Annotated in this window: 23 protein-coding genes; 16 read left to right on the top strand and 7 right to left on the bottom strand. The window is 36.1% G+C overall.

Annotation, left to right across the window (positions count from 1 at the left end; translation table 11 throughout):
* Window positions 1–21 precede the first annotated feature (21 nt).
* From ACQUQZ_RS20770 to ACQUQZ_RS20755, 4 genes are all read left to right on the top strand, one after another.
* Complete coding sequence (locus ACQUQZ_RS20770) at window positions 22–930, top strand: DUF72 domain-containing protein (RefSeq protein WP_435357009.1); 909 nt, start codon at window positions 22–24, stop codon at window positions 928–930.
* Window positions 931–1,105: 175 nt separating this feature from the next.
* Window positions 1,106–1,687: a TIGR00730 family Rossman fold protein gene (locus ACQUQZ_RS20765; RefSeq protein WP_435357670.1), complete on the top strand. Its 582-nt coding sequence runs from the start codon at window positions 1,106–1,108 to the stop codon at window positions 1,685–1,687.
* Window positions 1,688–1,741: 54 nt separating this feature from the next.
* Window positions 1,742–2,035, top strand: coding sequence for a putative quinol monooxygenase (locus tag ACQUQZ_RS20760; RefSeq protein ID WP_435357008.1), 294 nt, complete (start codon window positions 1,742–1,744; stop codon window positions 2,033–2,035).
* Window positions 2,036–2,154: 119 nt separating this feature from the next.
* Complete coding sequence (locus ACQUQZ_RS20755) at window positions 2,155–2,367, top strand: hypothetical protein (RefSeq protein WP_435357007.1); 213 nt, start codon at window positions 2,155–2,157, stop codon at window positions 2,365–2,367.
* Between the two features lie 78 nt (window positions 2,368–2,445).
* Here the strand turns inward: ACQUQZ_RS20755 and ACQUQZ_RS20750 are convergent, their stop codons facing one another.
* Entirely contained in the window at window positions 2,446–3,309 is an 864-nt protein-coding gene (locus tag ACQUQZ_RS20750) for an AraC family transcriptional regulator (RefSeq protein WP_435357006.1), read from the bottom strand.
* Between the two features lie 310 nt (window positions 3,310–3,619).
* On the opposite strand from ACQUQZ_RS20750, the gene ACQUQZ_RS20745 reads away from it, so the two are divergent.
* The 3 genes from ACQUQZ_RS20745 (at window position 3,620) to ACQUQZ_RS20735 (ending at window position 9,499) form a co-directional block, all read left to right on the top strand.
* Window positions 3,620–6,706 (top strand): SusC/RagA family TonB-linked outer membrane protein, encoded by a 3,087-nt coding sequence (locus ACQUQZ_RS20745; protein ID WP_435357005.1) that lies wholly within the window; start codon window positions 3,620–3,622, stop codon window positions 6,704–6,706.
* Between the two features lie 38 nt (window positions 6,707–6,744).
* On the top strand, window positions 6,745–8,427 hold the full coding sequence (locus tag ACQUQZ_RS20740; protein ID WP_435357004.1) for a RagB/SusD family nutrient uptake outer membrane protein: 1,683 nt from the start codon (window positions 6,745–6,747) through the stop codon (window positions 8,425–8,427).
* A 187-nt stretch (window positions 8,428–8,614) separates the two neighbouring features.
* The gene (locus ACQUQZ_RS20735; RefSeq protein ID WP_435357003.1) at window positions 8,615–9,499 is read left to right on the top strand and encodes a sugar phosphate isomerase/epimerase family protein; all 885 of its coding nucleotides are present in this window, start codon (window positions 8,615–8,617) and stop codon (window positions 9,497–9,499) included.
* 48 nt (window positions 9,500–9,547) lie between these two features.
* Here the strand turns inward: ACQUQZ_RS20735 and ACQUQZ_RS20730 are convergent, their stop codons facing one another.
* Entirely contained in the window at window positions 9,548–10,612 is a 1,065-nt protein-coding gene (locus tag ACQUQZ_RS20730; RefSeq protein ID WP_435357669.1) for an NADH:flavin oxidoreductase/NADH oxidase, read from the bottom strand.
* A gap of 246 nt (window positions 10,613–10,858) precedes the next feature.
* Here ACQUQZ_RS20730 and ACQUQZ_RS20725 point away from each other — a divergent pair, with 246 nt between their 5' ends.
* Window positions 10,859–12,238, top strand: a complete 1,380-nt coding sequence (locus ACQUQZ_RS20725) for a 3-keto-disaccharide hydrolase (protein ID WP_435357002.1) — start codon at window positions 10,859–10,861, stop codon at window positions 12,236–12,238.
* Between the two features lie 38 nt (window positions 12,239–12,276).
* Window positions 12,277–13,647: a Gfo/Idh/MocA family protein gene (locus tag ACQUQZ_RS20720; protein WP_435357001.1), complete on the top strand. Its 1,371-nt coding sequence runs from the start codon at window positions 12,277–12,279 to the stop codon at window positions 13,645–13,647.
* An 83-nt stretch (window positions 13,648–13,730) separates the two neighbouring features.
* Here the strand turns inward: ACQUQZ_RS20720 and ACQUQZ_RS20715 are convergent, their stop codons facing one another.
* Entirely contained in the window at window positions 13,731–15,278 is a 1,548-nt protein-coding gene (locus ACQUQZ_RS20715; protein ID WP_435357000.1) for a long-chain-fatty-acid--CoA ligase, read from the bottom strand.
* A gap of 235 nt (window positions 15,279–15,513) precedes the next feature.
* Between ACQUQZ_RS20715 and ACQUQZ_RS20710 the strand changes: the two genes are divergently transcribed.
* The 5 genes from ACQUQZ_RS20710 (at window position 15,514) to ACQUQZ_RS20690 (ending at window position 19,729) form a co-directional block, all read left to right on the top strand.
* Window positions 15,514–16,359 (top strand): DUF2911 domain-containing protein, encoded by an 846-nt coding sequence (locus tag ACQUQZ_RS20710; protein ID WP_435356999.1) that lies wholly within the window; start codon window positions 15,514–15,516, stop codon window positions 16,357–16,359.
* A 146-nt stretch (window positions 16,360–16,505) separates the two neighbouring features.
* On the top strand, window positions 16,506–17,582 hold the full coding sequence (prfA, locus tag ACQUQZ_RS20705) for a peptide chain release factor 1 (protein WP_435356998.1): 1,077 nt from the start codon (window positions 16,506–16,508) through the stop codon (window positions 17,580–17,582).
* A gap of 108 nt (window positions 17,583–17,690) precedes the next feature.
* Window positions 17,691–18,020 (top strand): hypothetical protein, encoded by a 330-nt coding sequence (locus ACQUQZ_RS20700; RefSeq protein WP_435356997.1) that lies wholly within the window; start codon window positions 17,691–17,693, stop codon window positions 18,018–18,020.
* Window positions 18,021–18,098: 78 nt separating this feature from the next.
* Entirely contained in the window at window positions 18,099–18,674 is a 576-nt protein-coding gene (locus ACQUQZ_RS20695) for a non-canonical purine NTP diphosphatase (protein ID WP_435356996.1), read from the top strand.
* 203 nt (window positions 18,675–18,877) lie between these two features.
* On the top strand, window positions 18,878–19,729 hold the full coding sequence (locus tag ACQUQZ_RS20690) for an AraC family transcriptional regulator (RefSeq protein WP_435356995.1): 852 nt from the start codon (window positions 18,878–18,880) through the stop codon (window positions 19,727–19,729).
* 303 nt (window positions 19,730–20,032) lie between these two features.
* Here the strand turns inward: ACQUQZ_RS20690 and ACQUQZ_RS20685 are convergent, their stop codons facing one another.
* Window positions 20,033–20,410 (bottom strand): LytR/AlgR family response regulator transcription factor, encoded by a 378-nt coding sequence (locus tag ACQUQZ_RS20685; RefSeq protein ID WP_435356994.1) that lies wholly within the window; start codon window positions 20,408–20,410, stop codon window positions 20,033–20,035.
* Between the two features lie 328 nt (window positions 20,411–20,738).
* Between ACQUQZ_RS20685 and pruA the strand changes: the two genes are divergently transcribed.
* Together pruA and ACQUQZ_RS20675 are read left to right on the top strand one after the other, a co-directional pair.
* Window positions 20,739–22,370 carry an L-glutamate gamma-semialdehyde dehydrogenase gene (gene pruA / locus ACQUQZ_RS20680; protein WP_435356993.1) on the top strand — a complete coding sequence of 544 codons (1,632 nt, stop codon included), beginning with the start codon at window positions 20,739–20,741 and terminating at the stop codon, window positions 22,368–22,370.
* 90 nt (window positions 22,371–22,460) lie between these two features.
* Window positions 22,461–22,904, top strand: coding sequence for a transcription elongation factor (locus ACQUQZ_RS20675; protein ID WP_435356991.1), 444 nt, complete (start codon window positions 22,461–22,463; stop codon window positions 22,902–22,904).
* A gap of 33 nt (window positions 22,905–22,937) precedes the next feature.
* On the opposite strand, the gene ACQUQZ_RS20670 is transcribed toward ACQUQZ_RS20675, so the two are convergent.
* The 3 genes from ACQUQZ_RS20670 to ACQUQZ_RS20660 all read right to left on the bottom strand — a co-directional run bounded on the left by ACQUQZ_RS20670 (window position 22,938) and on the right by ACQUQZ_RS20660 (window position 25,761).
* A complete protein-coding gene (locus ACQUQZ_RS20670) occupies window positions 22,938–23,681 on the bottom strand; it encodes a glycosyltransferase family 2 protein (protein WP_435356990.1) in 744 nt (247 codons plus the stop codon).
* 111 nt (window positions 23,682–23,792) lie between these two features.
* Entirely contained in the window at window positions 23,793–25,064 is a 1,272-nt protein-coding gene (locus ACQUQZ_RS20665) for a hypothetical protein (RefSeq protein ID WP_435356988.1), read from the bottom strand.
* A gap of 73 nt (window positions 25,065–25,137) precedes the next feature.
* Entirely contained in the window at window positions 25,138–25,761 is a 624-nt protein-coding gene (locus ACQUQZ_RS20660) for a carotenoid biosynthesis protein (RefSeq protein ID WP_435356987.1), read from the bottom strand.
* Window positions 25,762–25,764 lie beyond the last annotated feature (3 nt).

Below are 25,764 nucleotides of genomic sequence, written 5' to 3'. Positions count from 1 at the left end.
ACATTTGAAATTAGAAAAAACATGGATTTCGGAAAACTTCAAGATATTTCAAATATAGATTTTGGTCTTCCTCCTGATAATCCATTGACAAGCAAAATTCTTGGTTTAACTCAGAAAACTTCAAAACCTAACATCTATATCGGGCCACCTATTTGGGCAAATAAAGATTGGATCGGCAAAATCTATCCTTTTAATGCTAAAGAAAAGGATTTGCTGTATTACTATACTCGGCAATTTAATACCCTTGAGTTAAATGTGACACATTACCAAATCCCAACTTTGGAGACTATCCAACGTTGGAAAGAGGCTGCGGCTGATGGTTTTAAATTTTGCCCCAAATTTCCTCAAATTATTAGCCATGACCGTCAATTGGTTGGTTGTGATGCACTTACGTCTGAGTTTTGTAATGCAGTTTTAGGTTTGGAAGGGTATTTAGGAATGACTTTTTTGCAACTTTCTCCCAATTTTAATCCAAAACAAATAAAGTTTCTTGAAATATATTTAAAATCCTTACCCTCTAATTTCCCTGTTTCAGTAGAATTTCGGCATCCTGATTGGTTTAATAATGCTAAAGTTTGGACAAATACCTGTGAAATGCTTGCTGATATGAAAGTAGGAACGGTTATTACAGATGTGTCGGGTAGGAGAGATGTGCTTCATTGTGCTTTAACTACCCCCGATTTGACGCTCAGATTTGTTGGTAACGAGTTGCACCCGACTGATTATACAAGAATAGATGAGTGGTGTGAACGTATATTAACATGGCTTGAAATGGGGCTGAAAAATGCTTATATATTTGTGCATTGTGGCGAAAATAAATATGCTCCAGAATTAACAAAATATTGGATAGACCGATTAAACACTTTAGCTGATTTGAACATAGAAATACCAAAAATCACTCCATTGGCTGTACAGGGTAGTTTGTTCTAATAAAATACTTGCATTATATTGTTCAACTCTATAAATTGCAAGAAAATATAATACCGTCTTTTAAATCCATATTACTGCAAAGACTTTTTTTCCTGACAAATTTAGCGAACTAAATAAGCCCGACGTTTTGTCGGGTTTTATTTTTTAACAAATGACAACATTAACCAGTAAAAATATGCAAGCGATTTTAGTGTATTGCGGAGCAAATCCAGGCACAAAACCAATTTATAAAGAAACTGCCGAAGAACTTGGTAAAATATTGGCTATCAACAATATACGTTTGATTTATGGCGGTGGTAGCGTTGGCCTTATGGGGATTATCGCTGATTCCGTTTTAGCAAATAATGGACAAGTGACAGGCATTATTCCTCACTTTTTAGATCGAATGGAAGTAGGGCATAAAAACCTGCCTGATATGCATAAAGTAGAAACCATGCACGAGCGGAAGGCTCTTATGGAAAAACTTTGTGATGGTATTATTACCCTTCCTGGAGGCTATGGAAGTATGGATGAACTGTTCGAGATTTTATCTTGGTCGCAATTAGGTTTACATCAAAAACCAGTTGGTTTACTTAATCTGAATGGTTTTTATGACCATCTTCTAAAACAATTGGATGTAATGGTAGAAGAGGGTTTCTTGAAGGCAGAAAATCGAAATTTGGTCTTAGTATCAGATAATATAGAAGATTTATTGAAGAAAATGGAAGCGTTTTCGCCTTCTTTCCACGAAAAATGGTTGAAAAGAGATCAAATTTGATTTACTCAAAGTAAAAGTTTTACTCTTTTTCTGAGAAAAAAATACATAAAAAAAATGCTTATTCGCTATGTTAGAATGACTTTTCAGAATGATAAGACTGATGAATTTCTGAAAATATTTAATGAATCGAAGGATAAAATTAAAGCAATGAATGGTTGTGAGTATTTGGAATTGATGCACGATATTCATCATCCTAATATTTTTATGACCCATAGTCATTGGAAGTCTGAAGACGACTTGAATAATTACCGTGACTCTGAGCTTTTCAAAGAAACTTGGTCGAAAACTAAAGTACTATTTGCAGAAAAACCACTCGCTTTTTCTGTAGAAAGTTTAATTTTGGTGTAATTTTTGTCTTTATTTTTCGTTGATAATCAATAGTATAGACAAGATTAGAAAGATTAATGGATGGTAAGATTTTATACTTTACCTGTTGATTTATGCTAATCAATTTATCTTTTAATAAAATGAAGAAAATCGTAATATTAGCTTTTGTAGGAATGATAGCTTTAATGCCAGAATTCGTACAAGCATCTGATAATAAAGTTGTTAGTAAATCTGAAATTCAGAAATCTGTTGGTGGAGGCCGCAGAAATAAGAATGGAAGTTATCGCAAGAAAAAAGGATTTATGTGGGGTTTATTCAAAGGTAAAAATCAATGTGATTGCCCAAAGCATTAAGTGAGTTATAAAGACCACGGTCGGTAGTCAATGAAAAAAGTTTGCTATCGACTATTGACCGTGGTCTGTTTCTGTTGATTATTCAAGAAACTTAGTTCGATAAGCCAAAGGCGTGATTTTCTTGATTGCCTTAAATTGACGATTGAAATTAGAAAGGTTATTAAACCCACTTTCAAAAGAAATTTCGGCGACACTCATTTTATCAACCATCAACAACTTACAGGCGTGTTCGATGCGAATTTCAGCCAAAAACTGTGTAAAAGTACGTCGAGTTCGTTTCTTGAAATATCTACTAAAAGCCGACTCACTCATATTAGCCAAATCTGCTACGTCTTTCAACTGAATTTCTTCTTGGTATTTTAACATCACAAACTCAAAAACCTTATTCATACGAGCCGAATCAACTTCATTGCGAAGCGAAATGGGATTGGTGGTGAGGTCTTGTTTGTCTTCGCTTTCGCATAAAATGGTCAAAATAGAAATCATTTCTAATAAACGAGCCATTCCTACTAAATTGGGTAAGTTTTTAAACTTAGGTGCAACCTTCTCGACTGTTTTTTCGCCAAAACTCAAACCTCTTTTTGAACGTTCTAAAAGAGCTTTAATGGCTTGACTCTCAGGTAATTGAAGGAATTTATCTCCTAAAAACTCTTCCAAAAAATGAATCACCAATGACCTTGCTTTTAAGTTAGAATCTTTGGCATAAAACTCATCATCATTGCGATAATAATGAGGCAAATATGAGCCAATCATACAAAGGTCTCCAGCTTTAAAATCGGTTATACTACTACCTACAAATCGTTTTCCAGTGCTTTCTAAAACCAAAACGATTTCGTATTCGGGATGATAATGCCAAGGTGTAGAAAAATAAGGCGTTTCTTGTACAAACAAGTTAAACGATGAGTCTGCTGGATTTGATATTTTAAGTAATTGAGGTTTCATTTTTCAAAATCATGTTTAAACACTTCCATGATAATCTATTTTTATTTTAATAATTTTTATAAAAATCCTAAGAAGAGGTAGTTTTTTATAAAGTCAATTAAAATATGACAGCTAATTTACTACATAATTAACATTAAACGTGTCCTTCTGATATTTTTAGTCAAAAAAATATTAGAAATGGACTAAATTTTAGTTGTTAAAGGTATAATTAAAAACTAATTTTGTAACTATTCTAATTATAAATTTACTTTTTTTAAGTTCATTTGTTTTTACCTTATTATTTATTTATTTAACCCTCTATTAATTTAGTATGAAACAATTACTACAAAAAGTGTTGCTTGGGTTTACTGTTTTATTAAGTTGGCAGTTTGCACAAGCTCAAGGCCGAGCTATCTCGGGGAAAGTTTCTGACACAGGTGGCAATCCGCTTCCAGGTGTAAGTGTTACCGTAAAAGGTACGGCTCAGGGTGCTATTACAGATGCTACTGGTAAATTTAGTACACAAGCAGCCAACAACGCAACTTTGGTATTTAGTTACATTGGCTACAAGGCACAAGAAGTGAAGGTAAGCGGCCAAAGCACAATTAATGTAAGTATGGAAGAAGATGCTGCGGCTCTAAGCGAGGTTATCGTAGTTGGTTATGGTTCACAAAAGAAAAGCCAAACAACAGGTGCAATTTCACAAGTAAGTGCGAAGCAAATTCAAGAAATGCCAATCACAAGTTTAGGCCAAGCAATGCAAGGTCGTGTAGCTGGGGTTGATGTTTCTCAGTCTGGTTCTAAGCCAGGTTCAGTGCCAAAGATTTTGATTCGTGGACGTCGTTCATTCAATGCGGGTAATGATCCATTATACGTTGTTGATGGTATTCCATTATCGGCTGGATATGAAGATTTGAATCCAAGTGATATTCAATCAATGGAGGTTTTGAAAGATGCAACTGCAACTGCCATCTATGGTGCAAGAGGTGCAAATGGTGTTGTGCTTGTAACAACTAAGAGAGGTGCTGTAAAAGGGAAAACTGTAGTAACGTTTGATACTTATGGTGGTGTTTCAAAACCATTGGATAAAATTCAATTATTTAGTGGTGAAGAATTCGCAGAGTATGTACGTGAAGCATACCGTGCTACAAACAACTATAAAGATGCTAACGGTGTAGCAGTTCCAACAGGAGTAGCAAATGCTGCTGCCGATGCAAAAGTAGCAGTTTTGGGTGGAGACCCTGCGGTAGCTGCTGGTCTTGCTGCTGGTAGAAATAATAATTACCAAGATTTGATTTTACATAATGGTGTTATGCAAAATCACTCTTTGGGTGTTCAAGGTGGAAACGATAAAACGCAATTTTATATCTCTGGTGGATTCTTCCAAGACAAAGGTATTTCTGATGGATTAGATTATACTCGTATGTCATTGAGAGCAAATATTGACCATAATATCAATAGCTGGTTAAAAGTTGGTCTCTCATCATATACTATGTATAGTGTGAGAAATGGCGAAAACCTAAACCCTTATCAATTTACAATCCAACAAAATCCATTAGGTCGTCCTTTTGATGATAATGGTAATATGATTTTCTCGCCAACTAATGATGCCTTATTGACAAATCCATTAGCAGAGATTGTTCCAGGAGCTCAAGTAGATAATACTAAAAGGTATAGAATCTTTAATAGCCTTTATACTGAAGTGAAAATCATGGAAGGCTTGAAGTATAGAGTAAACTTTGGACCTGATTTTACTCTTGCAAGATGGGGCCGTTTCATAGGTGCTGCTACTAATGCAAGAAAATTTGGCGACCCGCAAGCTTCTACACGTAATGATTTTGGTTTCAACTGGACACTCGAAAACATTGTAACATATAATAAGACTTTCGCTCAAAAACATAACTTTGGAGCAACATTGTTACAATCAATTCAAAGAGATAATTTTGAAAGATATACAACTGATGTACAAGCTGTACCTGCTGAAACACAACAATTCTATAACTTAGGCAATGCTGGTTCAGTTTTGGGTGTAGGTAGTGGCTTAACTGAATGGACGATCAACTCATACATGGCTCGTATCAACTACGACTTCAACGACAAATATTTATTAACAGCAACAATGCGTCGTGATGGTTCAAGCCGTTTTGGTGAAAATACAAAATATGGTAATTTCCCAGGTATCGCTTTAGGTTGGAATATCAGCAATGAGGCTTTCATGAAACAAATTCCATGGTTAGATTTATTGAAATTGAGAGCTGGTTGGGGTAAAGTGGGTAACCAAGGGGTTTCACCTTATCAAACACAAGGTTTGTTGAGCAGAACTGCTTATGCTTGGGGTAATACTGCTGCTTATGGATACCGTCCAAATACTATCGGAAATCCTGACTTGAAATGGGAAACTTCTGCAACAGCTAACATTGGTTTAGACTTCAGTTTCTTAAGAGGAAAAATCCAAGGTTCATTAGAATTGTATGAAACTAATACTACGGATTTATTATTGTCTGACCAATTGCCTGGTTCAATCGGCTTTAGTGCTGTGACTCGTAACGTAGGACAAACTCGTAATAAAGGTATCGAATTAGGCTTTACAACTGTCAATGTAAACTCTCCAAGTGGCTTCAAATGGACAACTGACTTTACATTCACTAAAAATAAAGAAGAGATTGTTTCATTATATAATGGAAAAGTTGATGATTTAGGAAACCGTTGGTTTATTGGTCAACCATTGAACTCATTCTATGACTATAAAAAAATAGGTATTTGGCAGTTGGATGAGAAAGAACAAGCGGCTAAATTCTATCCTGGAGATAAAGCTAACCCACTTGGAGCAGGTGTTGGTCAAGTAAAAGTTCAAGATACTAACGGTGATGGGGTAATCACTGCAGCTGATAGAGTATTGCTTGGATCAGATATTCCTAACTTTAGTGCAGGTTTCACAACAAGATTTACTTACAAAGGTTTTGATTTATCGGCATTTTTATTTGGCCGTTTCGGAAATATGATTGTGAGTGGTTTCCACCAAAACAACAACGCTTTGGCTGGTCGTTACCAACAAATCAAAGTTGATTACTGGACTCCAAATAATCCAACTAACGAATTCCCTCGTCCATTTAGCACACAAGAATTCCCTCAGTATAATACTACTTTGATTTATTTTGATGGAACATTCATCAAATTGAGAAACATTAACTTCGGTTATACATTCCCACAAAGTGTTGCTAAAAAATTAGGAATGGAATCTTTGCGTATATTCTCAAGTATTCAACAACCAAAAATTTGGTCTGAATACCGCAGCAAATACAACGGTATCGACCCAGAGGCAACTATTACCTCATCAGGTACTGGTACAACTAACGTTGGCTCAGGTGTTACACCAGCAACATCGGTCACAACTTTTGGTTTAAATATCAGATTCTAATTCAAAATTTAAACAGGAATTTTAAAACATTAAATAAAATGAAAGTAAAAAATATATTAAAACCAATTAAAATCTTTGGTGTTGTGGCGTTGTTACTTACAACCCAATCATGTAAAGATATATTGGACGAAACAGTTGTATCAGGCATTGGTAACGACTATATCAATACTCCAAAAGGTTTTGAAGATGCAGTAAAATCAGCGTATTCATCACTGAGATATTATTATGGCACGCAGCAAGGCTTAACAATGACTGAATACGGTACCGACATCTATGCTACTGGTGCTGATGGTAGTTATAAAGGCTTCCATTTCTATGATACTCAATTACAGCCAACAGTTGACTATTTAGGAAATACTTGGGATGAGCTTTACCGTGGTATCAATACTTGTAATGCTGTAATTGATAGAGCTCCAGCTGCAACAGTTACCGAAGCTATCAAAGTACGAAGAGTTGCAGAAGCAAAGTTTTTGAGAGCCCACTATTATTATATCTTACACCAACAATTTGGTGGGGTAGATTTAAGATTAAGTGAAACTTTAGTGCCAACTAAAGAAACAAAAAGAGCGTCTGATGCTGAAATGTATGCTGCGATTATCAAAGATTTGAATGATGCGATTCCTGCATTGGAAGCGAAAGCTCAATCGTCTGATTATGGCCGTGCAACAAAACCTGCTGCTGAAACTCTTTTAGCAAAGGTTTATTTGGCAAAAGGATATTCGTCTGCAAAAGCGGCGGATGATTTTACAAAAGCAGCTGATTTGTGCAAAACTGTAACTACAGCTTATGGCTTTAAATTGTTAGATGATTTTGCAAGCGTTTTTGATGAAAATAACCAAGTAAATAGTGAAGTTGTATTTGCGGTTCAATATACTTCTGACCCATTAACTAACCTTACTAATAATACTGGTGCTGTAAATGGTGGAAATAACCTACACCTTTTCTTCGGTATGCAATATGACGTACAACCAGGTATGAAACGTGATGTATTCTATGGTCGTCCGTTTAAGCGTTTACGCCCTACAGCTTATTTGTTAGAGACTTGTTTCAAAGACCGTACAAATGACTCTCGTTATAAGAAGTCATTCCGTGATACATGGTTGAGTAACAACCCAGGGACTAACTTAAACGCATCGTTTGATAACTCTAAGTCTAAAATTTCTTTTGCAGCAGGTGATACAGCGATCTTTATACCAGGCTATGAAATGTCAAAAGAGGAGCGTGCTACGAAGAAATATCAAGTATTAGTGCCAAGTGCATACAGTGAGGCATTATTTCCAACTTTGACTAAATTCTTCGATACAAAACGTCCAGATTTAACTTATGAAGCTGGTAGTCGTGACTATTTCGTTTTCCGCTTGGCTGATGTTTACTTGATGTTGGCAGAAGCTCAATTGAAAGCTGGTAATGTTGCAGAAGCAACAAAAGCAATCAATGCTGTGCGTTTCAGAGCTGGATGGCCAGGTAAAAAAGATGCCATGTTGATTACTGAAAGTGATATGACTATGGATTTCTTAATTGAAGAACGTGCAAGAGAATTGGCTGGCGAACAAACTCGTTGGATGGATTTGAAACGTTGGGGATTATTAATTGACCGTGTTAAAAAATACAACCCACAAGCAGCGGGTAACGTAGCTGACAAACACTATGTTCGTCCGATTCCTCAAACACAAATCGACCGCTCAAATGCAGGTGTTTTTGCTCAAAATCCAGGGTATTAATTAGTAGTTTTGTTTCATCATAGTTTAATGGAGAGACTCCTCCACTTCGAGGAGTCCTCTCTTTTTGAAACAAAAAAAATATAAAATAAGTGTGCCACAACCTGTTAGTACAATAATAAGTTGTGGCACATTTGCATAAAAGGACTTACATATCTATCAATAAATCAACCCTAAATTCTCCAAAATTATGAACAGAAGAGATTTTCTCACACAAGCATCAATACTTACAGCATCTTCGTTCCTTTCATTAGAAGCTCTTGCTGCTAAATCAAAATTTAAGATTGCTTATTCAGCCATCACTTGGAGTGGCAACGACTTAGTTGCCATTAGTGATATTGCTGCTTTAGGTTTCAAAGGTATTCAACTAAGGGCTAATACTTACGCTCCATTCAAAGATAAACCTCAAGATTTAAAAGATACACTTGATAAAAATAAACTTACTTTGGCAATGTTTTCGAGTGGAAATGTGAGTATTCAAGACGATATTTCTAAAGATATTGAAACGCACCTCAACCATGCCAAGTTTATTAAGACTTTAGGCGGAAAATCTTTACAGATAACCAATAATTCTCGTCCCAAAGACCGCCTTCCAACGACCGATGAATTGAAGAAATTTGCCAAAAATATGAGTGAAGTTGCTAAAGTTGTCAAAGGTGAAACAGGGATTCAACCTTCTTACCACAACCACATGCATCAATTGGGAGAAACACCCGAGGAAGTAGATATTATTTTCAATGAAATGAACCACAACTATGTATTAGCCTTGCTTGATGTGGCACATTATACACAAGGTGGTGGAAATGCGGCCGAAGCTGTCATCAAATACAAAGATATTTTATACGCTACTCACATAAAAGACACAAAAGCAACCGATGGCAAATCTGGCTATCAATTTGTGGAGTTAGGTCAGGGCAGAGTAGATTTTCCTGCTATTTTTAGTGCTTTAGAAAAAGTAAAATTCAATGGATGGAATATCATTGAGTTGGATGCTGTTCCAGTGAAAGGTCGTACAGCTCTTGAATGCGGACAAACAAGCAAAAATTACTTAGAATCAATAAAAGTGAAGTTTTAAAGTTTGTGGGGCGAACCAAGCGACGGATGCTTCCAGTTCGCCCTTATATTATTTCTTTCCTCTCAAATACTGTACAGGCAACTCAATATCCAATCCCAATTCATGAGCTGCATTTTGTGGGAAATAAGGATTTCTGAGCATTTCTCTTGCTAAAAACACCAAATCAGCTTTTCCTGATGTAATAATTTCATTGGCTTGTTCGGCCGAAACAATCATGCCAACTGCACCTGTTTTGATGCCCGTTTTTGTCCGAATCGCTTCAGCAAAAGGTACTTGATAATTTAAGCCAATCGGAATTTCTTTGGGAGCAACAAAGCCTCCTGAAGAACAATCGACCAAATCAATGCCTTTTTCTTTTAAAACTTCCGAAAGCCGTATCGAATCTTCGATTGTCCAGCCACCATCTACCCAATCACTTGCTGAAATTCTTACAAAAAGTGGAAAATCTGTTGGAATGACTTCCTGAACCGCATCAATGATTTGTATTAAAATTCGAGTACGATTCTCGAAACTTCCGCCATATTCATCCGTTCGTTTATTAATCAATGGTGAGAAAAACTCGTGTATCAAATAACCATGTGCGGCATGAAGTTCAATGATTTTGAAACCGGCCTCCATAGCTCGTTTGGTAGCCATTTTGAAATCATTGATAATTCTTTGTATTTCTGTGAAATCAATCTCCTTTGAATAACTTTTTTTATCGCTCAACAAAACTTCATTAGGCGAAATAGGCTGCCATCCTCCATCAGCAGGCGACACCAAACTTGTACCTTTCCACGGGATAGAGCTGCTGGCTTTATAGCCTGCATGAGCCAATTGAACTCCAGCAATTGAGCCTTGCTGATGAATAAAATCTGTGATTCGACGAAGCGGAGCAATGTGTTCATCTTTCCAAATGCCTAAATCAGCAGGTGAAATGCGACCTTCGGGTGAAATGGCCATCGCTTCACTTATGATTAACCCTGCACCACCCACTGCACGGCTTCCTAAATGTACCAAATGCCAATCATTGGCAAACCCATCTTCAGCAGAATACTGACACATAGGCGACATAACAATTCTATTTTTGAGGATAATATTCTTTAATTGTAATGGAGAAAAAAGGTGATTTATAGCCATATTATTTGAAAAAGAAAGAATGTCTAATAATCATAGAAAACAATATTCAACTTTAATAGTTCATCAAGAGCTTTTATATAAATTTAAGAAAAGCTTTTTTTGAATGAATCGTAATTTTGACTCTGATAAATAACTTTTGGTCAATTAAATATCAAAATTTTAATATTTTTAGTTAAATAGATATTAGATTGGTATTCGTTTAATGACTAATTTTGAATTATTATTCAACTCTACAAAAGCATGAAAAAAACACTTATTATTGTATATTCTATTATTCTATCATTTGCTCATTCACAAATAGTTTTCGCTCAAAAGTGGACTAATTTATTCAATGGTAAAGACCTAAAAGGCTGGAAACAACTCAACGGGAAGGCAAAATATGAGGTAATTAATGGTGAAATTGTTGGTACAACCGTAAAAGACTCCCCTAACTCTTTCTTAGCAACTGAACAAGAATATGGTGATTTTATTCTCGAACTTGACCTCAAGCTCGATGACGCTATGAATGGTGGCGTACAGTTTCGTAGCTTATCAAAACCTGATTATCAGAATGGCCGTGTACATGGCTACCAAATGGAAGTTGACCCATCTCCAAGAGCTTGGTCTGGGGCAATTTATGATGAAGCACGACGTGATTGGTTGTATATTCCAAATATTAATCCAGAAGGGAAGAAAGCCTTCAAGCCTGTTGGTCAATGGAATAAGTATCGCATCGAAGCTATCGGAAATACACTTCGTACTTTCATCAATGGCGTTCCGACTGCTCATTTGATAGATGACATGACTGCCAAGGGTTTTATTGCACTTCAAGTTCATGCGATTTATGGCGAAATGAAAGAAGGCATGAAAATTCATTGGAAAAACATTAAAATTCAAACAGAAAACCTCAAGCCAAGTCCAACGGATAATTGTCCAGTAGTGAATTTAGTACTGAATAATCTCTCAGAGCAAGAAAAAGCACAAGGTTTTAAAATGCTTTTCAATGGTAAAGATTTTACTGGCTGGCGTGCAGTACATGGCACTGAGATGCCCAAAAAGCATTGGAGTGTGATTGATGGAACTATCAATGTTAGCCCATCAGATGGTTCAGAAACAGGCAATGATATTGTGACAAATGACCAATATGGTGCATTTGAGCTTGTTTTTGAGTTCAAACTTACGGAAGGTGCAAACTCAGGCGTAAAATACTTTGTCAATGAAGCCTTCGATTCGGGTGGAAAATCAGGCGTTGGACTTGAATTTCAAGTACTTGATGATGAAAAACATCCCGATGCAAAAATGGGAGCAGTAGGCAATCGTACATTGGCAAGTTTATATGATTTAATTCCTTCGTATAAAATTGACAAAGATTTAAAAATGGACAGACGTTTCATCAAAAAAATCGGAGATTGGAACCAAGGTCGTGTCATTGTTTATCCAAATAATATCGTTCAACATTGGCTCAATGGCTTTAAAGTAGTTGAATACGAACGTAAAAGTAATATTTTTAATGCTTTGGTTGCTCGTAGCAAATACAAAGATTACAACGGTTTTGGAGCAGGTGATAAAGGAAATATCTTACTTCAAGATCACGGTAATAATGTGTCGTTTAAGAATATAAAAATTAGAGAGATTAAGTAAAATAGTATCCGTCAATAAAATTCAATCAATATAAAACTATGACAACTCGTAGAGATTTTATTATCAAATCGGTCATTGCTGGTGCTGGCGTAGCCGTCGGAGGTTCTGCTTTCGGAAAATCGTCAGGCAGTTTTTCAGCAAAAAGTTATAACAAAATTATCGGTGCAAACGACCGTGTACGTGTTGGAACAATCGGTTTTTCTGACCGTCACCGTGCATCTCATGTAGGACCCTTTAAAGAACTTGCCAAAGGCATGAACTTTGAACTGGTAGCTGTTTCTGATTTATGGAGCCGCCGTCGTGATGAAGCTAAAGCATTCTACAAAAAACAATTAGACGTAGATGTAAAAGCATTCAGAAATAACGAAGAATTGTATGATGCTAAAATGGTTGATGCGGTATTTATGAGTACAGCCGATTTTCAACATGCGATGCACACAGTTGAAGCTGTAAAAGCTGGTTGTGATGTATATGCAGAAAAACCATTGGCAGAAACAATGTCGGATGCTCGTGCAGTTTTGAAAGCTGTGAAAGATACAAAGAAAATTGTACAAATTGGTTCGCAACGCCGTAGTGGTTCTAATTATTTTGCTGCTGAAGATTTCATCAAGTCAGGTAAATTCGGGCCAATTGTAATGGTTGAATTGATGTGGAATGTAAATCAACCTGAGCGTTGGAGAAGACCAGAATTAGTGAAAGATTTGAAAGAAGCAGATATTGATTGGAAACGTTATTTGTTAAATCGCCCTTTTGAAGCATTCGACCCACGAAAATATTTGGAATATCGTCTTTTCTGGCCTTATTCGTCAGGTATTCCTGGACAATGGATGAGTCACCAAATTGATACAGTTCACTGGTTTAGCGGTCTTGCTCATCCAAGAAGTGCTGTTGCCAATGGAGGAATCTACCAATGGAAAGATGGTCGTACCAATGCCGATACCATGACAGTTGTATTCGATTACGGCCCAGCTAATGACCCGACCTCGGGCTTCCAAGTTCAGTTTACTTCTCGTTTTTCAAACTCGGCAGGTGAAACAAAAGAATTATACTACTCAAATGGTGGTATGATCAATTTGGACACAAACGAGATTTCTCCAACGGGTGGTTTGACAGAAAGCCATGCCAAAACAATGGGAATGAAGGCGAATTTATTGCCAAAATTAACTTTACAAGGAGATAAAGTAGCAACCGATGCCAATACAGGTGGCGACCCATTGACATTCAATCACATCAAAAACTGGATGGAATGTGTACGTAGTCGTAAAACACCAAATGCTCCAATTGAAGCAGGTTATTCGCACTCAATCGCTAATATCATGGCAACTGCCGCTTACCGTACAGGTTTGAAAGTTACTTTCGATGAGAAAACGCAAGAAGTAATGGCTGGTGGAAAGCCGTTTAAATATTGATTAACCCCTCCCAACCCTCCCCGATGGGGAGGGTAAAAAAACTCTTTACCCCTCTCCATCGGGGAGGGGCAAGGGGTGGGGTTTTATTTCCTCAACTCTCGCTTCAAAATCTTCCCCGAAGCACCCATCGGAAGGGAGGCCATAAATTCGATTTCACGAGGATATTTATAAGAAGCTATTCGCTCTTTTGTCCAAGCAATTAATTCTTTTTCAGAAATTGTCGATTCGGGTTTCAGCACTACACAAGCTTTTATTTCTTCGCCATATTCATCACTTGGTACGCCAATTACTGCTACCATCGAAATCGCTGAATGTTGAATCATTATTTCTTCCACTTCTCGTGGATAGACGTTATAGCCACCACGAATAATCATATCTTTTGTGCGATCAACGATGAAATAATAACCATCATCGTCTCTAATGCCAATATCGCCAGAATGTAACCAACCATTCTTGATACTTTCGGCCGTAGCATCTGGGCGTTTGTAATAACCTTTCATTACATTATGTCCACGATAACAGATTTCTCCCTTTTCATTTGACCCAAGTTCGTTACCATTTTCATCCATAATACACACTTCTACACCCCAAACAGGTGTACCAACTGAGCCAGGTTTCCTTACTCGGTCAGGGTGATTAAAAGTTACCACTGGCGAGCCTTCCGACATGCCATAACCTTCTAAAATTGCCACTTCAAATTTTGCTTCAAAATCCTTTAAAACTTGAACTGGCAAAGCCGCTCCTCCTGATAAACAGAGTCTTAGTGAACTTTTAATCGCTTTTAAATCAAATTTTTCTATGTTTGGATAACTCAAAAGCCCCCAATACATCGTTGGTACACCAGCAAAATGCGTGATTTTTTCATTTTGAAGCAAAGTCAGTACCATTTCGGCATCGAATCTTGGAACCAGTACGGCTGTTGCTCCTCGAAAAATACTGGCAAGCATACAAACTGTTTGCCCGAAAATATGGAAAAGTGGGAGTACCAACATCGTTCTGTCATTAAACTCTAAACCTTGCAAATCTTTGCTCAAATTAGCATTCAAGAAAAGATTTGAGTGTGTGAGTTCAGCACCTTTTGGGCGACCTGTTGTGCCAGAAGTATAAATAATGACGGCTGTATCATCAGGCGAAGTAAAATAGCTTTGAAACTTAGGAGATTGACCCGCCATCAACATGCCCATTGTTTTTGTACCTTCAATAGGCGAAGCATCAGTAGGAGAGGGGGTAATCATAAAGAAATGTTCGCAAGAGTCAGTCATTTCAAAACCTGCATTTCCTTCTTGTCCCATTGGCATTTCGGGTGTGCCAACAAAGCAAAAATAGGCTTTTGCATCAGAATCTTGCAAATGATAGGCAATTTCGTGTCGTTTCAACAAAACACTCAGAGGAACAACACTTGCTCCAGTTTTCAGGATGCCAAAATATATCATTGGGAAATATGGTAAATTTGGGCAAGTCAAAGCAACTTTATCGCCATGACTGATACCCAGATTTTTCAGACCATTGGCAATTTGATTACTTGCCGCATCCAATTGGCTGAATGTGATGCGTTTATCAGCAAAAATCAATGCTTCTTTATGAGGAGAATTGCGAGCGTGATGCTCCAAAATAGTTGACAAGTTAAACATAGCGTAACAGGGTTGTTTTTTTAAGCAATTTATAGATTAAATTGTATTTTAAAAAGATTTTGATTGTATAAACTTATTACTGAACAGCAACTAAGGGAGATTTGTTTTACATAAACAAATACTGATTTTACCTATAAAAGCCTTTTATTGATAAAATTCTATGTTAAAACATCACTCCAACGAAAGATAAGTCTTAACTTTACATCAAAATACTAACACACCAAACATCATTAAAATGAATCGCATTGTACTAAAACTACTTATAACTTTTGCTTTTATATCGTTCAAAAGTTTTGCTCAGATAAATACACCCGCTGCCAGTCCGTCTGCTACACTTTCGCAAACGCTTGGATTGACTAAAATTACCGTTGATTATAGTCGCCCATCGGTAAAAGGTCGCAAGATTTTTGGAGATTTAGTGCCTTATGGAAAAGTTTGGAGAACTGGTGCCAATAAAATCACTTCAATCAAGTTTGATGATGAAGTTTTGGTCAATGGAGCAACGATGAAAGCAGGTAGCTATGGTCTTTATACAATTCCCGGAAAAAGCGAATGGACAATTATCCTAAATCGTGATGATAAACAATGGGGTGCTTATGGGTATGACATCAATAAAGACGTTATTCGCTTTAACGTTCAGCCAATTCAACCTCAAGAGTTTGCCGAAAAAATGACCATTGATTTTGTCGAATTTACACCAACAACGGCCTATTTATCTATTAAATGGGAAAATACAGAAGTAAGATTTAGGATTGAACAAAAAGTTGAAGATAAAATAATGGCAGAAATTGCCGAAAAAACAGCAAAACCAGATGCTACAACAGATACGTATTTTGCAGCGGCTGACTATTATTTTCAAAAAGGTATCAAGCTTGATGAAGCTTTAGCTTGGGCAACAAAAGTTTTAGAAAAAGAGAAAGAATATTGGAATTATCAGTTGGTGGCACGCATTGCTGCTAAGCAAAATAATTGTGTGGTAGCTTTACCAAATGCCGAAAAATCAATGGAGTTAGCAAAAAAAGCAGGAGATGATGCTTATATTAAGTTAAATCAAGCAGTTTTTGCTCAATGTAAGAAATAAGGTTGCAAAACCTGCAAGGGTTAATAAAAACCTTACAGGTTTTATAAAAAAAGGGAACGAAAAATAGATAAAAATCATTATTTATAGATGATTTGTTACATGAAAATGGACTGAAAAGCATTTTCATTCTACATATAAATACAACCATGTTAGAGCAATTAGAAGCTATAAAAGAGCGATTTGAGGAAGTTTCACAACAAATGACGATGCCAGAAATAGTATCGGATATGACGAAATTTACTCGTTTGAGCAAAGAGTACAAAGACTTAGAGAAAATTGTAAACCAGTTGAAAGTTTACAAAAATGTACTCTCAAATGTAGAAGGGGCAAAAGATATTATTGCCAATGAGAAAGACGAAGATTTGCGTGAGATGGCAAAAGAAGAACTAGATTCTTTGTTGCCTCAGCGTGATGAATTAGAAGCAATCTTGAAGGAAATGTTGATTCCGAAAGACCCAAATGATAGCAAAAATGTAATCCTCGAAATTCGAGCAGGAACAGGTGGTGATGAAGCATCAATTTTTGCTGGAGATTTGTTCAGAATGTACCAACGTTTTATCGAAAAACAGCCAGGTTGGTCAATGACTTTACTTGACCATAATGAAGGAACTGCGGGTGGTTACAAAGAAATTGTAGTACAAGTAGAAGGGGATGATGTTTACGGGAAACTAAAATATGAGTCGGGTGTACATCGTGTACAACGTGTACCAGCAACAGAATCTCAAGGTCGTGTGCATACTTCGGCTGCATCAGTAGCTGCCTTACCTGAAGCTGACGAGGTCGATTTGACTATCAACATGAATGATGTCAGAATTGATACCTTCTGTTCGTCTGGTGCAGGTGGCCAGTCAGTCAATACAACTTACTCAGCTGTTAGAATGGTACATCTTCCAAGTGGGATTACTGTTTCTTGTCAAGATGAGCGTTCACAAATCAAAAACCGTGAAAAGGCTTTATCGGTTTTGCGTTCAAGATTGTATGAAATGGAAATGACAAAACATAATGATGCCATTGCGGCCGAACGCAAAGGTTTGGTTGGAAAAGGTGACCGTTCAGACAAAATACGAACTTACAATTATGCACAAAGCCGTGTAACTGACCATCGTATCGGTTATACAGTTTATAATTTACCAACGGTAATGGAAGGCGAAATAGGTGGGTTTATTGAGCAATTACGTATTGCCGATAATGCTGAGAAGATGAAAGAGGGAATGATGGTGTAAGTGTAATAAATTTATTATGAGGAGATTGGGCGTTTTGTGCGTGCGTTCACGAACAATAGTTTTGTTTGCTTTTTTTACATTTATAACTTTTATACCAACCTAACTACAATGGAAACTACTCCAACCGACATTACCGAAGAACATTATTTTAATTCAATGTATGCTGTCACAAGCGACGGAAATACTTGGATGCTTTATTCACTATATTATACTGACGATTTGGATTCTATCGTTTGGCTTGGATATGATGAAAATGAATGGGATAATACCATAGAACTTGCTGGCGATGAGTGTATAGACACTACAATTGACGTAACAGATGAGAATGGAGATGTGGAAACCAAAGATGCAGTTATGTGTCGAATGAGCTTGCGTCCAGTTCAATTAGATTTGGATGCTTTAAGAAATGGTCATGTTATTTGGTTTTCTACGATGTAATTTAGTTTTTCAACCAAAAAATATAGGGGTTCAATATTTTGAACCCCTATATTTTTTATAATTCAGTAAAATAAGAGAATGAAACTTTGTTTAGCAACCAACAACGCTCATAAAGTAGAAGAATTGCAAGCACTTCTTGGCGAAAAATTTCAATTACAAACACTTGATGAAATTGGCTGTTTTGATGATATTCCAGAAACCGCTGATACTTTTGATGGCAATTCGCTACAAAAAGCCATGTACGTATGGGAACGTTTTCAGATTGATTGTATAGCGGATGATTCAGGTTTGGAAGTAGATGCTTTAAATGGTGAACCAGGTGTTTTTTCGGCACGTTATGCGGGCGAACACGGCAATCATGAAAATAATATGATAAAACTTCTCAAAAATATGGAAGGAATTGAAAACCGTGCAGCTCAATTTAGAAGTGTTATTACTTTGATTATTAACGGAGTAGCTAATCATTTTGAAGGAATTATTCGTGGAGAAATCATTCATCAAAAACGTGGTTCACAAGGATTTGGCTATGATCCACTTTTTGTCCCCGATGGCTACGACCGCACATTTGCCGAAATGAGTATCGAAGAAAAAAATCCAATCAGCCATCGTGGTTTGGCAGTTGCTAAAATGATTGCATTTTTAAATGAATTATAAAAAAAATGAGCGATGCCATCAGCATCACTCATATAAACTCTTCATAGGTAAAAGTATTTCTGATTGTCTCAGAAAGGTAATCAACTTTTTTTCTTGTGCAAAATTGGGGTATTTTTTGTAAAAAAACTATTCCATAATTACCAAATACTTGTGCTTCATTAACATTTTACATACATTTGCTTCATGTATAATGGTAATAAAGCATGAAAGTTGAATACGAAAAAATCTCTCCCGATACTGGTAGCTCATTTCGACTGATTCATTGGAAGTCAGAAAATGACCGTTTTTTTTGGCATTATCACCCAGAATACGAAATTGTATTTGTAAAAAAAGGGTCAGGAAAATTGCATATTGGCGAGCATCTGACTAACTACGAACAAGGTGAATTGGTTTTTATTGGCCCAGATTTACCTCATACCGGTTTTGGCTATGGTGTTATTGGCGAACATGAAGAAATTGTGGTTCAACTTCGTAAAGATTTTTTAGGAGAAGATTTTCTGCAAAAACCAGAAATGCAGCATATTAGAGAACTTTTTGAAATCGCTAAGCAAGGACTTTCTTTTCATGGAAAAGCACAAAAACTGGTAGCAAATAAACTTCAAAAGATGTTACAACTTTCACATTTTGAGCGACTTGTTGAATTGCTGAATATTTTTCAAATCCTTGCCACTACCAAAGAATATTCAATATTAAACTCTGATAATGTACGTTTTGATTTTAGCCATAAAGACGAAGATCGTATCAATAAAGTTTATGAGTATGTTGAGCTTAATTATAAGCAAAGCATTGATATTCAGGCGGTTGCTGATATTGCTAATCTTACTGTTCCGTCTTTTTGTCGTTATTTTAAAAAAATATCACATATCACTTACACTGATTTTGTCAATGAATTCCGAATCAATCAGGCATGCCGTTTATTATTTGAAAATATGCCTATCGCCGATATTTGTTTTGAGGTAGGTTTTAATAATATTTCACATTTTAATAAAACATTTAAACAACTCAAAGGCAAAAGTCCAAGAGACTATAAGATTGAAATGAATATAAATGGATAGGGTTTTACTGATTCCCACAACAACCTCTATAAAAGAGGGACGCATAGCTGAAGTAGCCGTATTATATATCAAACCAATATATGATTATTCAAGATTGCTTTTCGATTACAAGTAGATTCAGAATATTATTTGTAGAAGTGGAAGTTTGTGAAATTTAATCATGAGTTAACCGTGGAGGAATGCTTAAAACATGTGCTATTACATGACTAAATCTAGCTAAAAGTATTAATAATGAAAGATTATTGGATTTTATTTGGTGAATTCTTGATAAAAAACATCATGATGAATACTATCAATCAAGTATTAAATTGATTTTTGTTTCATAAGAATCTCTCGGGAAGTGGATTTCCTAAAGTTTGATATAAACGCTTTCCTTTTTCGCCTTGATACAGATACTTTAATACTATTACTTAATTGTATTTGTAGTACATTATCGATTTCTTCAACGTTTTGAATCTTATCTAAATTGACAATAAAAGTTTTATTTGAGCGATAAAAACTATAAAAATCTTGTCCCTGAAATTCTCTTTCAAATGATTTTAGGGTTTTTGCTACTAATATTGAAGTTTCGTCAATCAAAAATATTTTTGTATAGTTTATTTGAGCCTGTAAATACACGATATTGTTTGAATCCACCTTCACTTTCTTCTTGTTATAGACTGATATAAATAATGATTTCATGGAATAATATAATTTTTCAGTACAAACTTTTTTTGTTGGACATTTAAAGTTTGTTTAGGTCACAAAAAATGTATGTGTACAGCATCTAAAGTATGTATTCTGCATTTTTTAATGGAAGTTCTCATCCAAAATCTTCTTTATCATAAATTGATACTCAAGAAAATGTTGTAATAGCATGTAGAATATTAAAAAATCAGATTAATGTTATTGAGCCAAGTATATGCACCTTTTGTAGGATTTTATGAAGTAATAAATCACTTCATAAAATCTTGATTCAAATATTTTTCAGTAATTTCGCTCTTGAGAATCACCAAAACTTTCATCAACAATGAATAATGCCTTTTTTAAAGTACCAACGCCAATTAATGAGCCTGTTTTGAATTATGCAGCAGGTTCTGCTGAAAAAATTGCTCTCAAAAAAGCAATTGTCGAAGCTCGTTCAAAGGTTATTGAAGTGCCTATGTATATTGGCAGCGAACTGGTACATACCGATAATAAAATCAAACTTTCGCCTCCGCATGACCACCAACATATTTTGGGATATGCCAGTGAAGGCGATGCTTCACATGTAAAACAAGCCATTGATGCAGCCTTAGAAGCTCGTACTACTTGGGCAAATCTTTCTTGGGAACAGCGTGCCAGTATTTTTTTAAAAGCTGCCGACTTATTGGCAGGTCCATATCGAGCAAAAATCAATGCAGCTACCATGTTGGGGCAGTCAAAAAATGCTTATCAAGCAGAAATTGATGCTGCTTGTGAGTTTATAGATTTTCTGCGTTTCAATGTGGCATTTATGCAACAAATCTATACTAATCAACCAGAGTCAGTACGTGGTTTATGGAATCGTGTGGAATACCGTCCGCTTGAAGGATTTGTATTTGCCTTGACGCCTTTTAATTTTACAGCCATCGCAGGAAATCTTCCTGCCTGTGTGGCCATGATGGGCAATGTGACTGTTTGGAAACCTGCTTATCCTCAAATTTATTCGGCCAATGTAATTATGGAAGTCTTGCGAGAAGCAGGCTTGCCAGATGGTGTGATTAATCTGATTTATGTTGATGGCCCAGTGGCGGGTGATGTAATTTTTAAGCATCCAGATTTCGCAGGAATTCATTTTACTGGAAGCACCAAGGTTTTCCAGACAATTTGGCAAACAATCGGAGAAAATATTTCAAAATACAAAACTTATCCACGAATTGTGGGCGAAACAGGTGGAAAAGACTTCGTAATGGCTCATGAATCAGCTGATGTGAAGGCTTTGGCTACAGGTTTAGTGCGTGGAGCATTTGAATACCAAGGACAAAAATGTTCGGCAGCCTCACGTGCTTATATTCCATCCAATCTTTGGGAAGCTGTGAAAGAGCAAATTATTTCAGATTTGAAAGAAATAACAATAGGCGGCACCGAAGATTTTTCAAACTTTGTGAATGCAGTCATTGATGAAAAATCATTCGATAAAATTGCAGGGTACATAGATAATGCAAAGAAAAGTGATAAAATAACGGTCATTGCAGGTGGAAATTATGATAAATCAAAAGGTTACTTTATTGAGCCTACCGTTTTGCTGACAAGCGACCCCAATTATATAACCATGTGCGAAGAGATTTTTGGTCCAGTTTTAACCATTTACGTTTATGAGCCAAAAGACTTTGAAAAAACACTCGAATTAGTTGATGCTACTTCTCCTTACGCTCTTACTGGGGCAATTTTTTCGCAAGATAGATATGCGATTGATTTGGCGATGAAGAAGTTAGTTAACTCTGCTGGGAATTTTTATATCAATGATAAACCAACAGGAGCAGTAGTTGGACAACAACCTTTTGGTGGAGCAAGAGCTTCTGGTACAAATGATAAAGCTGGTTCGATTTTGAATCTTTTCCGTTGGGTACAGCCTCGCACAATCAAAGAAACATTTGTTTCTCCGACTGATTATAAATATCCATTTTTGGGAGAAGAATAATATTTCTGTGCATAATGAGTGAATGAAGGTTTTTCATTCACTCATTATTTTTTGTCTTAATTACGATGCTATTATTCTCTCATTATATTCATGAAATCACAACTTTTAGAAAAAATAAAATTGCTCATCGAAAAACGAATGGATACTTCTTGGCAAGCGATGGAGGCCGCAAAAAACTCCGCCAATGAAGAAGGCAAAAGCTCGGCTGGCGATAAATATGAAACAGCAAGAGCTATGGGACAACTTGACAGAGAAATGAATGGTCGAATGTATGAGCAAGCACAGCAAGAGCGTCAATTACTTGAAAAAATAGACACGACAACAGTTTTTTCAAAAGTTGCTTTGGGAGCATTAGTAGAAACAACTATGGGTCATTTTTTTGTAACAATAGGTGTTGGTTCAGTTGAATTTGAAGGTAAAAATGTCATGGTTATTTCTCCGCAATCACCTATTGGTCAGGCAATTGCAGGAAAATTGGCGGGTGATACTTTCGATTTTAGAGGAAAAGTGCAGAAGATTATTGCAATTAGTTAAAAATAAGTTACAAGTTTTTACTCAGCACTATTTTCAAACAAACCACTGAAAAATCTTTGAAATTGGCTTGGCATAAATGGTGTACCAACGGGGTTTCAAACCATTGATTACCCAAGCTCTCAAATCTTCTCGATTGGCTTTTATACGGCCTTTGATTGAACTATTACTATCGCCACCTATTCGCATTTTCATCAATACTTCAGGAATATAGAAAGATGATACATGGTGTTTATATAGCATCCTTAGCATTAATTCATAATCACCCGCTGATCTGTAAGTGGTATCATATAAACCGTAGGTGTCATAAGCAGATTTTTTCAAGAAAAATGCGGTATGTGGAGGCATCCAACCATTTAGAAAACGTTGTCTGTCGTAAGTGCCAGATTTCCAATTTCTAACAATTTTATTGGTATTCACGGCATCAACATAGTGTAAATCTCCATAAACAGAATCGGCTTTTGATTCATTGAAAGCTTTTACAACTTTACTAATTGCTTGATTATCTGGGTAAAAATCATCAGAACCTACAACTCCTATGGCATCACCTGTTGCCATTTTTACTCCTTTGTTCATGGCATCATATATACCACTGTCTTTTTCTGAAATCCATTTGATTTGATCACCGTACGACTTCAAAATTTCTACAGTACCGTCTTTTGAACCCCCATCGGCAACAATATACTCAATATTTGGGTAATCTTGCGAAAGGACACTTTCAATGGTGTCTTTGATAGTAGCCGCAGAATTAAAAGCAGCAGTAACAATGGATATTTTCATTCTTTTTAGGCTTCGCTTTTCAAATAGTCATTTTGACTGAATCAATAGAAAATAGCTAATTGATGATAGTTATTTTATAAACTATGGACTATTCTATTGAACGTTGATTAATTATTTTACTTTTAAAGCCTCAAATTTACTAATATCAAGTGTAGAAATAGGGATTTTTAGAAAGTTTTTGTAGTTTTCGTTGATTGATTTAATGATTTCATTGGCAATTACAGCCGAGCCTCGTGGAGTTGGGTTAATACCATCTAAGCTAAAAAAGCTACCTGTTAGCAAAGAATTACTCAATTTTATGCTATTCCCAGTAACATAACTGTTGTTTTGGATTTGCTTATAAACACTATTCAAGTCAAGTAATATGATGCCTCTTTTTTCAGCTTCTAATTTTAAAATACCGTTGAACTCAGACAAGCGGAAAGCAACTGAATTGATTTCATCTTTGTCTAAAACCTCTTCATTACTAAGTGGATAAGTGGTAGATACTCCTTTTTTCACTCCAGAAGCATTGCTTTTACCAACATTTGGAATTGCATCTAATAAAATTCTGTCATTCGTAGTTGCTAATCGTACAACACCATTGCCTGTAGTGATATATATACCTGAAACGCCAAGATTTTTGGACAGTTCCTCGAAAGTAGAAAAGTTTAAGAAAGGAAAATCGAGGACATTAGGTAAATTAGTGACAATTCCTTTGGCTTTATTTACTACCAAAGCATCAAATAGTTTTTGGCAATTGATTGTAAAAACAGAAGTTTCAGTCAATGAATTTTTGCCACCAGATGTGGCATAAGCGAGCATATCATACTCACCGATACTCGCAGTAAAAAATGTTGGATTACTTTCTTTTACAAAGTCGGCGTAACTAATGTCCTCCTTTCCAGTAGGTAAGATACGCTCAAAATAAGGATTAAAACCCTGCGTTTTTGAATTCCCCAAACCAGTTTTCCCCATATCTGACATTCGTAAAGCGGCTACCCCATAATTATTGATACTGCCAGCATATTTAGAAAAAAGTAGGGGTGAAGTGCTAATAATGCCTGTTTTTTCAGTAACTTTATCAAATTGAGCAGAGGTATTTGTTGCCGAAGTAACCAAATAACCCGTTCCATTTTCTTGCCCCATCGGGAAAAGTGCTTGTTCAAATTTTGCTCCTACTTGTTGAGAAATGAGATTTGGATAAGATGTCAACTGCCCATCTCGGTATAAACCACCATTGGTATATCCAGCTACCATTGAGCCGCCTACAGCGATATATTTTGTAAAATTAAGCGTTTCGGCAGCGACTACTGGTGCAGGCGTTTCGGTTTGAGTTTCACAGCTTGTAAGCATCACAAAACCCAAAAATATATATAGGAAAGTTTTTAACGAGGATTTCATAATAATAGCGTTTTGGGGAAATAATTGTACTCATTATAAGGATGCTATTTTGTAATGAAAGGTTGTAATTTTCTTAAAATATTAAGCTTTGAATACCAAAAAAACAAATTTGTAAAATCAATAGCCACAAAGCGATAGGATTATCTTTCCTAAATTTTAAGGTATGAAACAAAGTTAATAAAAAAGCAGAAGTGATAAACCAACCAATGTAATTTTGTAAAGGTGGTGTTATCTCATGCCAAGACCACATGTCTAAACGAATGGCGATAGGTTCGGCTAAAAAATCGAACATGGTCATTAATAATGCTCCATAAAGCACTTTGAAATAGAGTGGTTTAGTCACTCGGCAAAACGAACTTCCGACGCAATAAACTAATAATAACCAATTAACACCGATGACAGGTGGAACATTCAAAATCTTAAAACCAAGTGTGGTTTCATATTGATATTCTCCGAAAATCATGCCAGTTTTTACACCAATTACTTCAATAAAATAGCCTATCAGGAAAGTTAAGGTAATGAATATCAAGAAATTACGATTCCATTCTTGATGAAAATATAATAAAATACCACAAGAAGCCAAAAGATTGAATGGCGTAAGAAATCTGAAAAGTGGGGCAGTTAACGGAATGTTTAAGCCAATAATTCCTGCCACATACATCGAAGTCAGGAGATAGAGATAAGGTTTTGGTTTCACTAA

Source organism: Emticicia sp. SJ17W-69 (assembly GCF_051209875.1).
Taxonomy (GTDB): Bacteria; Bacteroidota; Bacteroidia; order Cytophagales; family Spirosomataceae; genus Emticicia.
This window is presented reverse-complemented; position numbering and strand designations above follow the sequence as displayed.

What these genes read in the sequence shown, in the direction of transcription:
- ACQUQZ_RS20770 (WP_435357009.1), top strand. Translation starts at nt 22, where the DNA reads ATGGATTTCGGAAAACTTCAAGATATTTCAAATATAGATTTTGGTCTT.
- ACQUQZ_RS20765 (WP_435357670.1), top strand. Translation starts at nt 1,106, where the DNA reads ATGCAAGCGATTTTAGTGTATTGCGGAGCAAATCCAGGCACAAAACCA.
- ACQUQZ_RS20760 (WP_435357008.1), top strand. Translation starts at nt 1,742, where the DNA reads ATGCTTATTCGCTATGTTAGAATGACTTTTCAGAATGATAAGACTGAT.
- ACQUQZ_RS20755 (WP_435357007.1), top strand. Translation starts at nt 2,155, where the DNA reads ATGAAGAAAATCGTAATATTAGCTTTTGTAGGAATGATAGCTTTAATG.
- ACQUQZ_RS20750 (WP_435357006.1), bottom strand. Translation starts at nt 3,309, where the DNA reads ATGAAACCTCAATTACTTAAAATATCAAATCCAGCAGACTCATCGTTT.
- ACQUQZ_RS20745 (WP_435357005.1), top strand. Translation starts at nt 3,620, where the DNA reads ATGAAACAATTACTACAAAAAGTGTTGCTTGGGTTTACTGTTTTATTA.
- ACQUQZ_RS20740 (WP_435357004.1), top strand. Translation starts at nt 6,745, where the DNA reads ATGAAAGTAAAAAATATATTAAAACCAATTAAAATCTTTGGTGTTGTG.
- ACQUQZ_RS20735 (WP_435357003.1), top strand. Translation starts at nt 8,615, where the DNA reads ATGAACAGAAGAGATTTTCTCACACAAGCATCAATACTTACAGCATCT.
- ACQUQZ_RS20725 (WP_435357002.1), top strand. Translation starts at nt 10,859, where the DNA reads ATGAAAAAAACACTTATTATTGTATATTCTATTATTCTATCATTTGCT.
- ACQUQZ_RS20720 (WP_435357001.1), top strand. Translation starts at nt 12,277, where the DNA reads ATGACAACTCGTAGAGATTTTATTATCAAATCGGTCATTGCTGGTGCT.
- ACQUQZ_RS20715 (WP_435357000.1), bottom strand. Translation starts at nt 15,278, where the DNA reads ATGTTTAACTTGTCAACTATTTTGGAGCATCACGCTCGCAATTCTCCT.
- ACQUQZ_RS20710 (WP_435356999.1), top strand. Translation starts at nt 15,514, where the DNA reads ATGAATCGCATTGTACTAAAACTACTTATAACTTTTGCTTTTATATCG.
- prfA (WP_435356998.1), top strand. Translation starts at nt 16,506, where the DNA reads ATGTTAGAGCAATTAGAAGCTATAAAAGAGCGATTTGAGGAAGTTTCA.
- ACQUQZ_RS20700 (WP_435356997.1), top strand. Translation starts at nt 17,691, where the DNA reads ATGGAAACTACTCCAACCGACATTACCGAAGAACATTATTTTAATTCA.
- ACQUQZ_RS20695 (WP_435356996.1), top strand. Translation starts at nt 18,099, where the DNA reads ATGAAACTTTGTTTAGCAACCAACAACGCTCATAAAGTAGAAGAATTG.
- ACQUQZ_RS20690 (WP_435356995.1), top strand. Translation starts at nt 18,878, where the DNA reads ATGAAAGTTGAATACGAAAAAATCTCTCCCGATACTGGTAGCTCATTT.
- ACQUQZ_RS20685 (WP_435356994.1), bottom strand. Translation starts at nt 20,410, where the DNA reads ATGAAATCATTATTTATATCAGTCTATAACAAGAAGAAAGTGAAGGTG.
- pruA (WP_435356993.1), top strand. Translation starts at nt 20,739, where the DNA reads ATGAATAATGCCTTTTTTAAAGTACCAACGCCAATTAATGAGCCTGTT.
- ACQUQZ_RS20675 (WP_435356991.1), top strand. Translation starts at nt 22,461, where the DNA reads ATGAAATCACAACTTTTAGAAAAAATAAAATTGCTCATCGAAAAACGA.
- ACQUQZ_RS20670 (WP_435356990.1), bottom strand. Translation starts at nt 23,681, where the DNA reads ATGAAAATATCCATTGTTACTGCTGCTTTTAATTCTGCGGCTACTATC.
- ACQUQZ_RS20665 (WP_435356988.1), bottom strand. Translation starts at nt 25,064, where the DNA reads ATGAAATCCTCGTTAAAAACTTTCCTATATATATTTTTGGGTTTTGTG.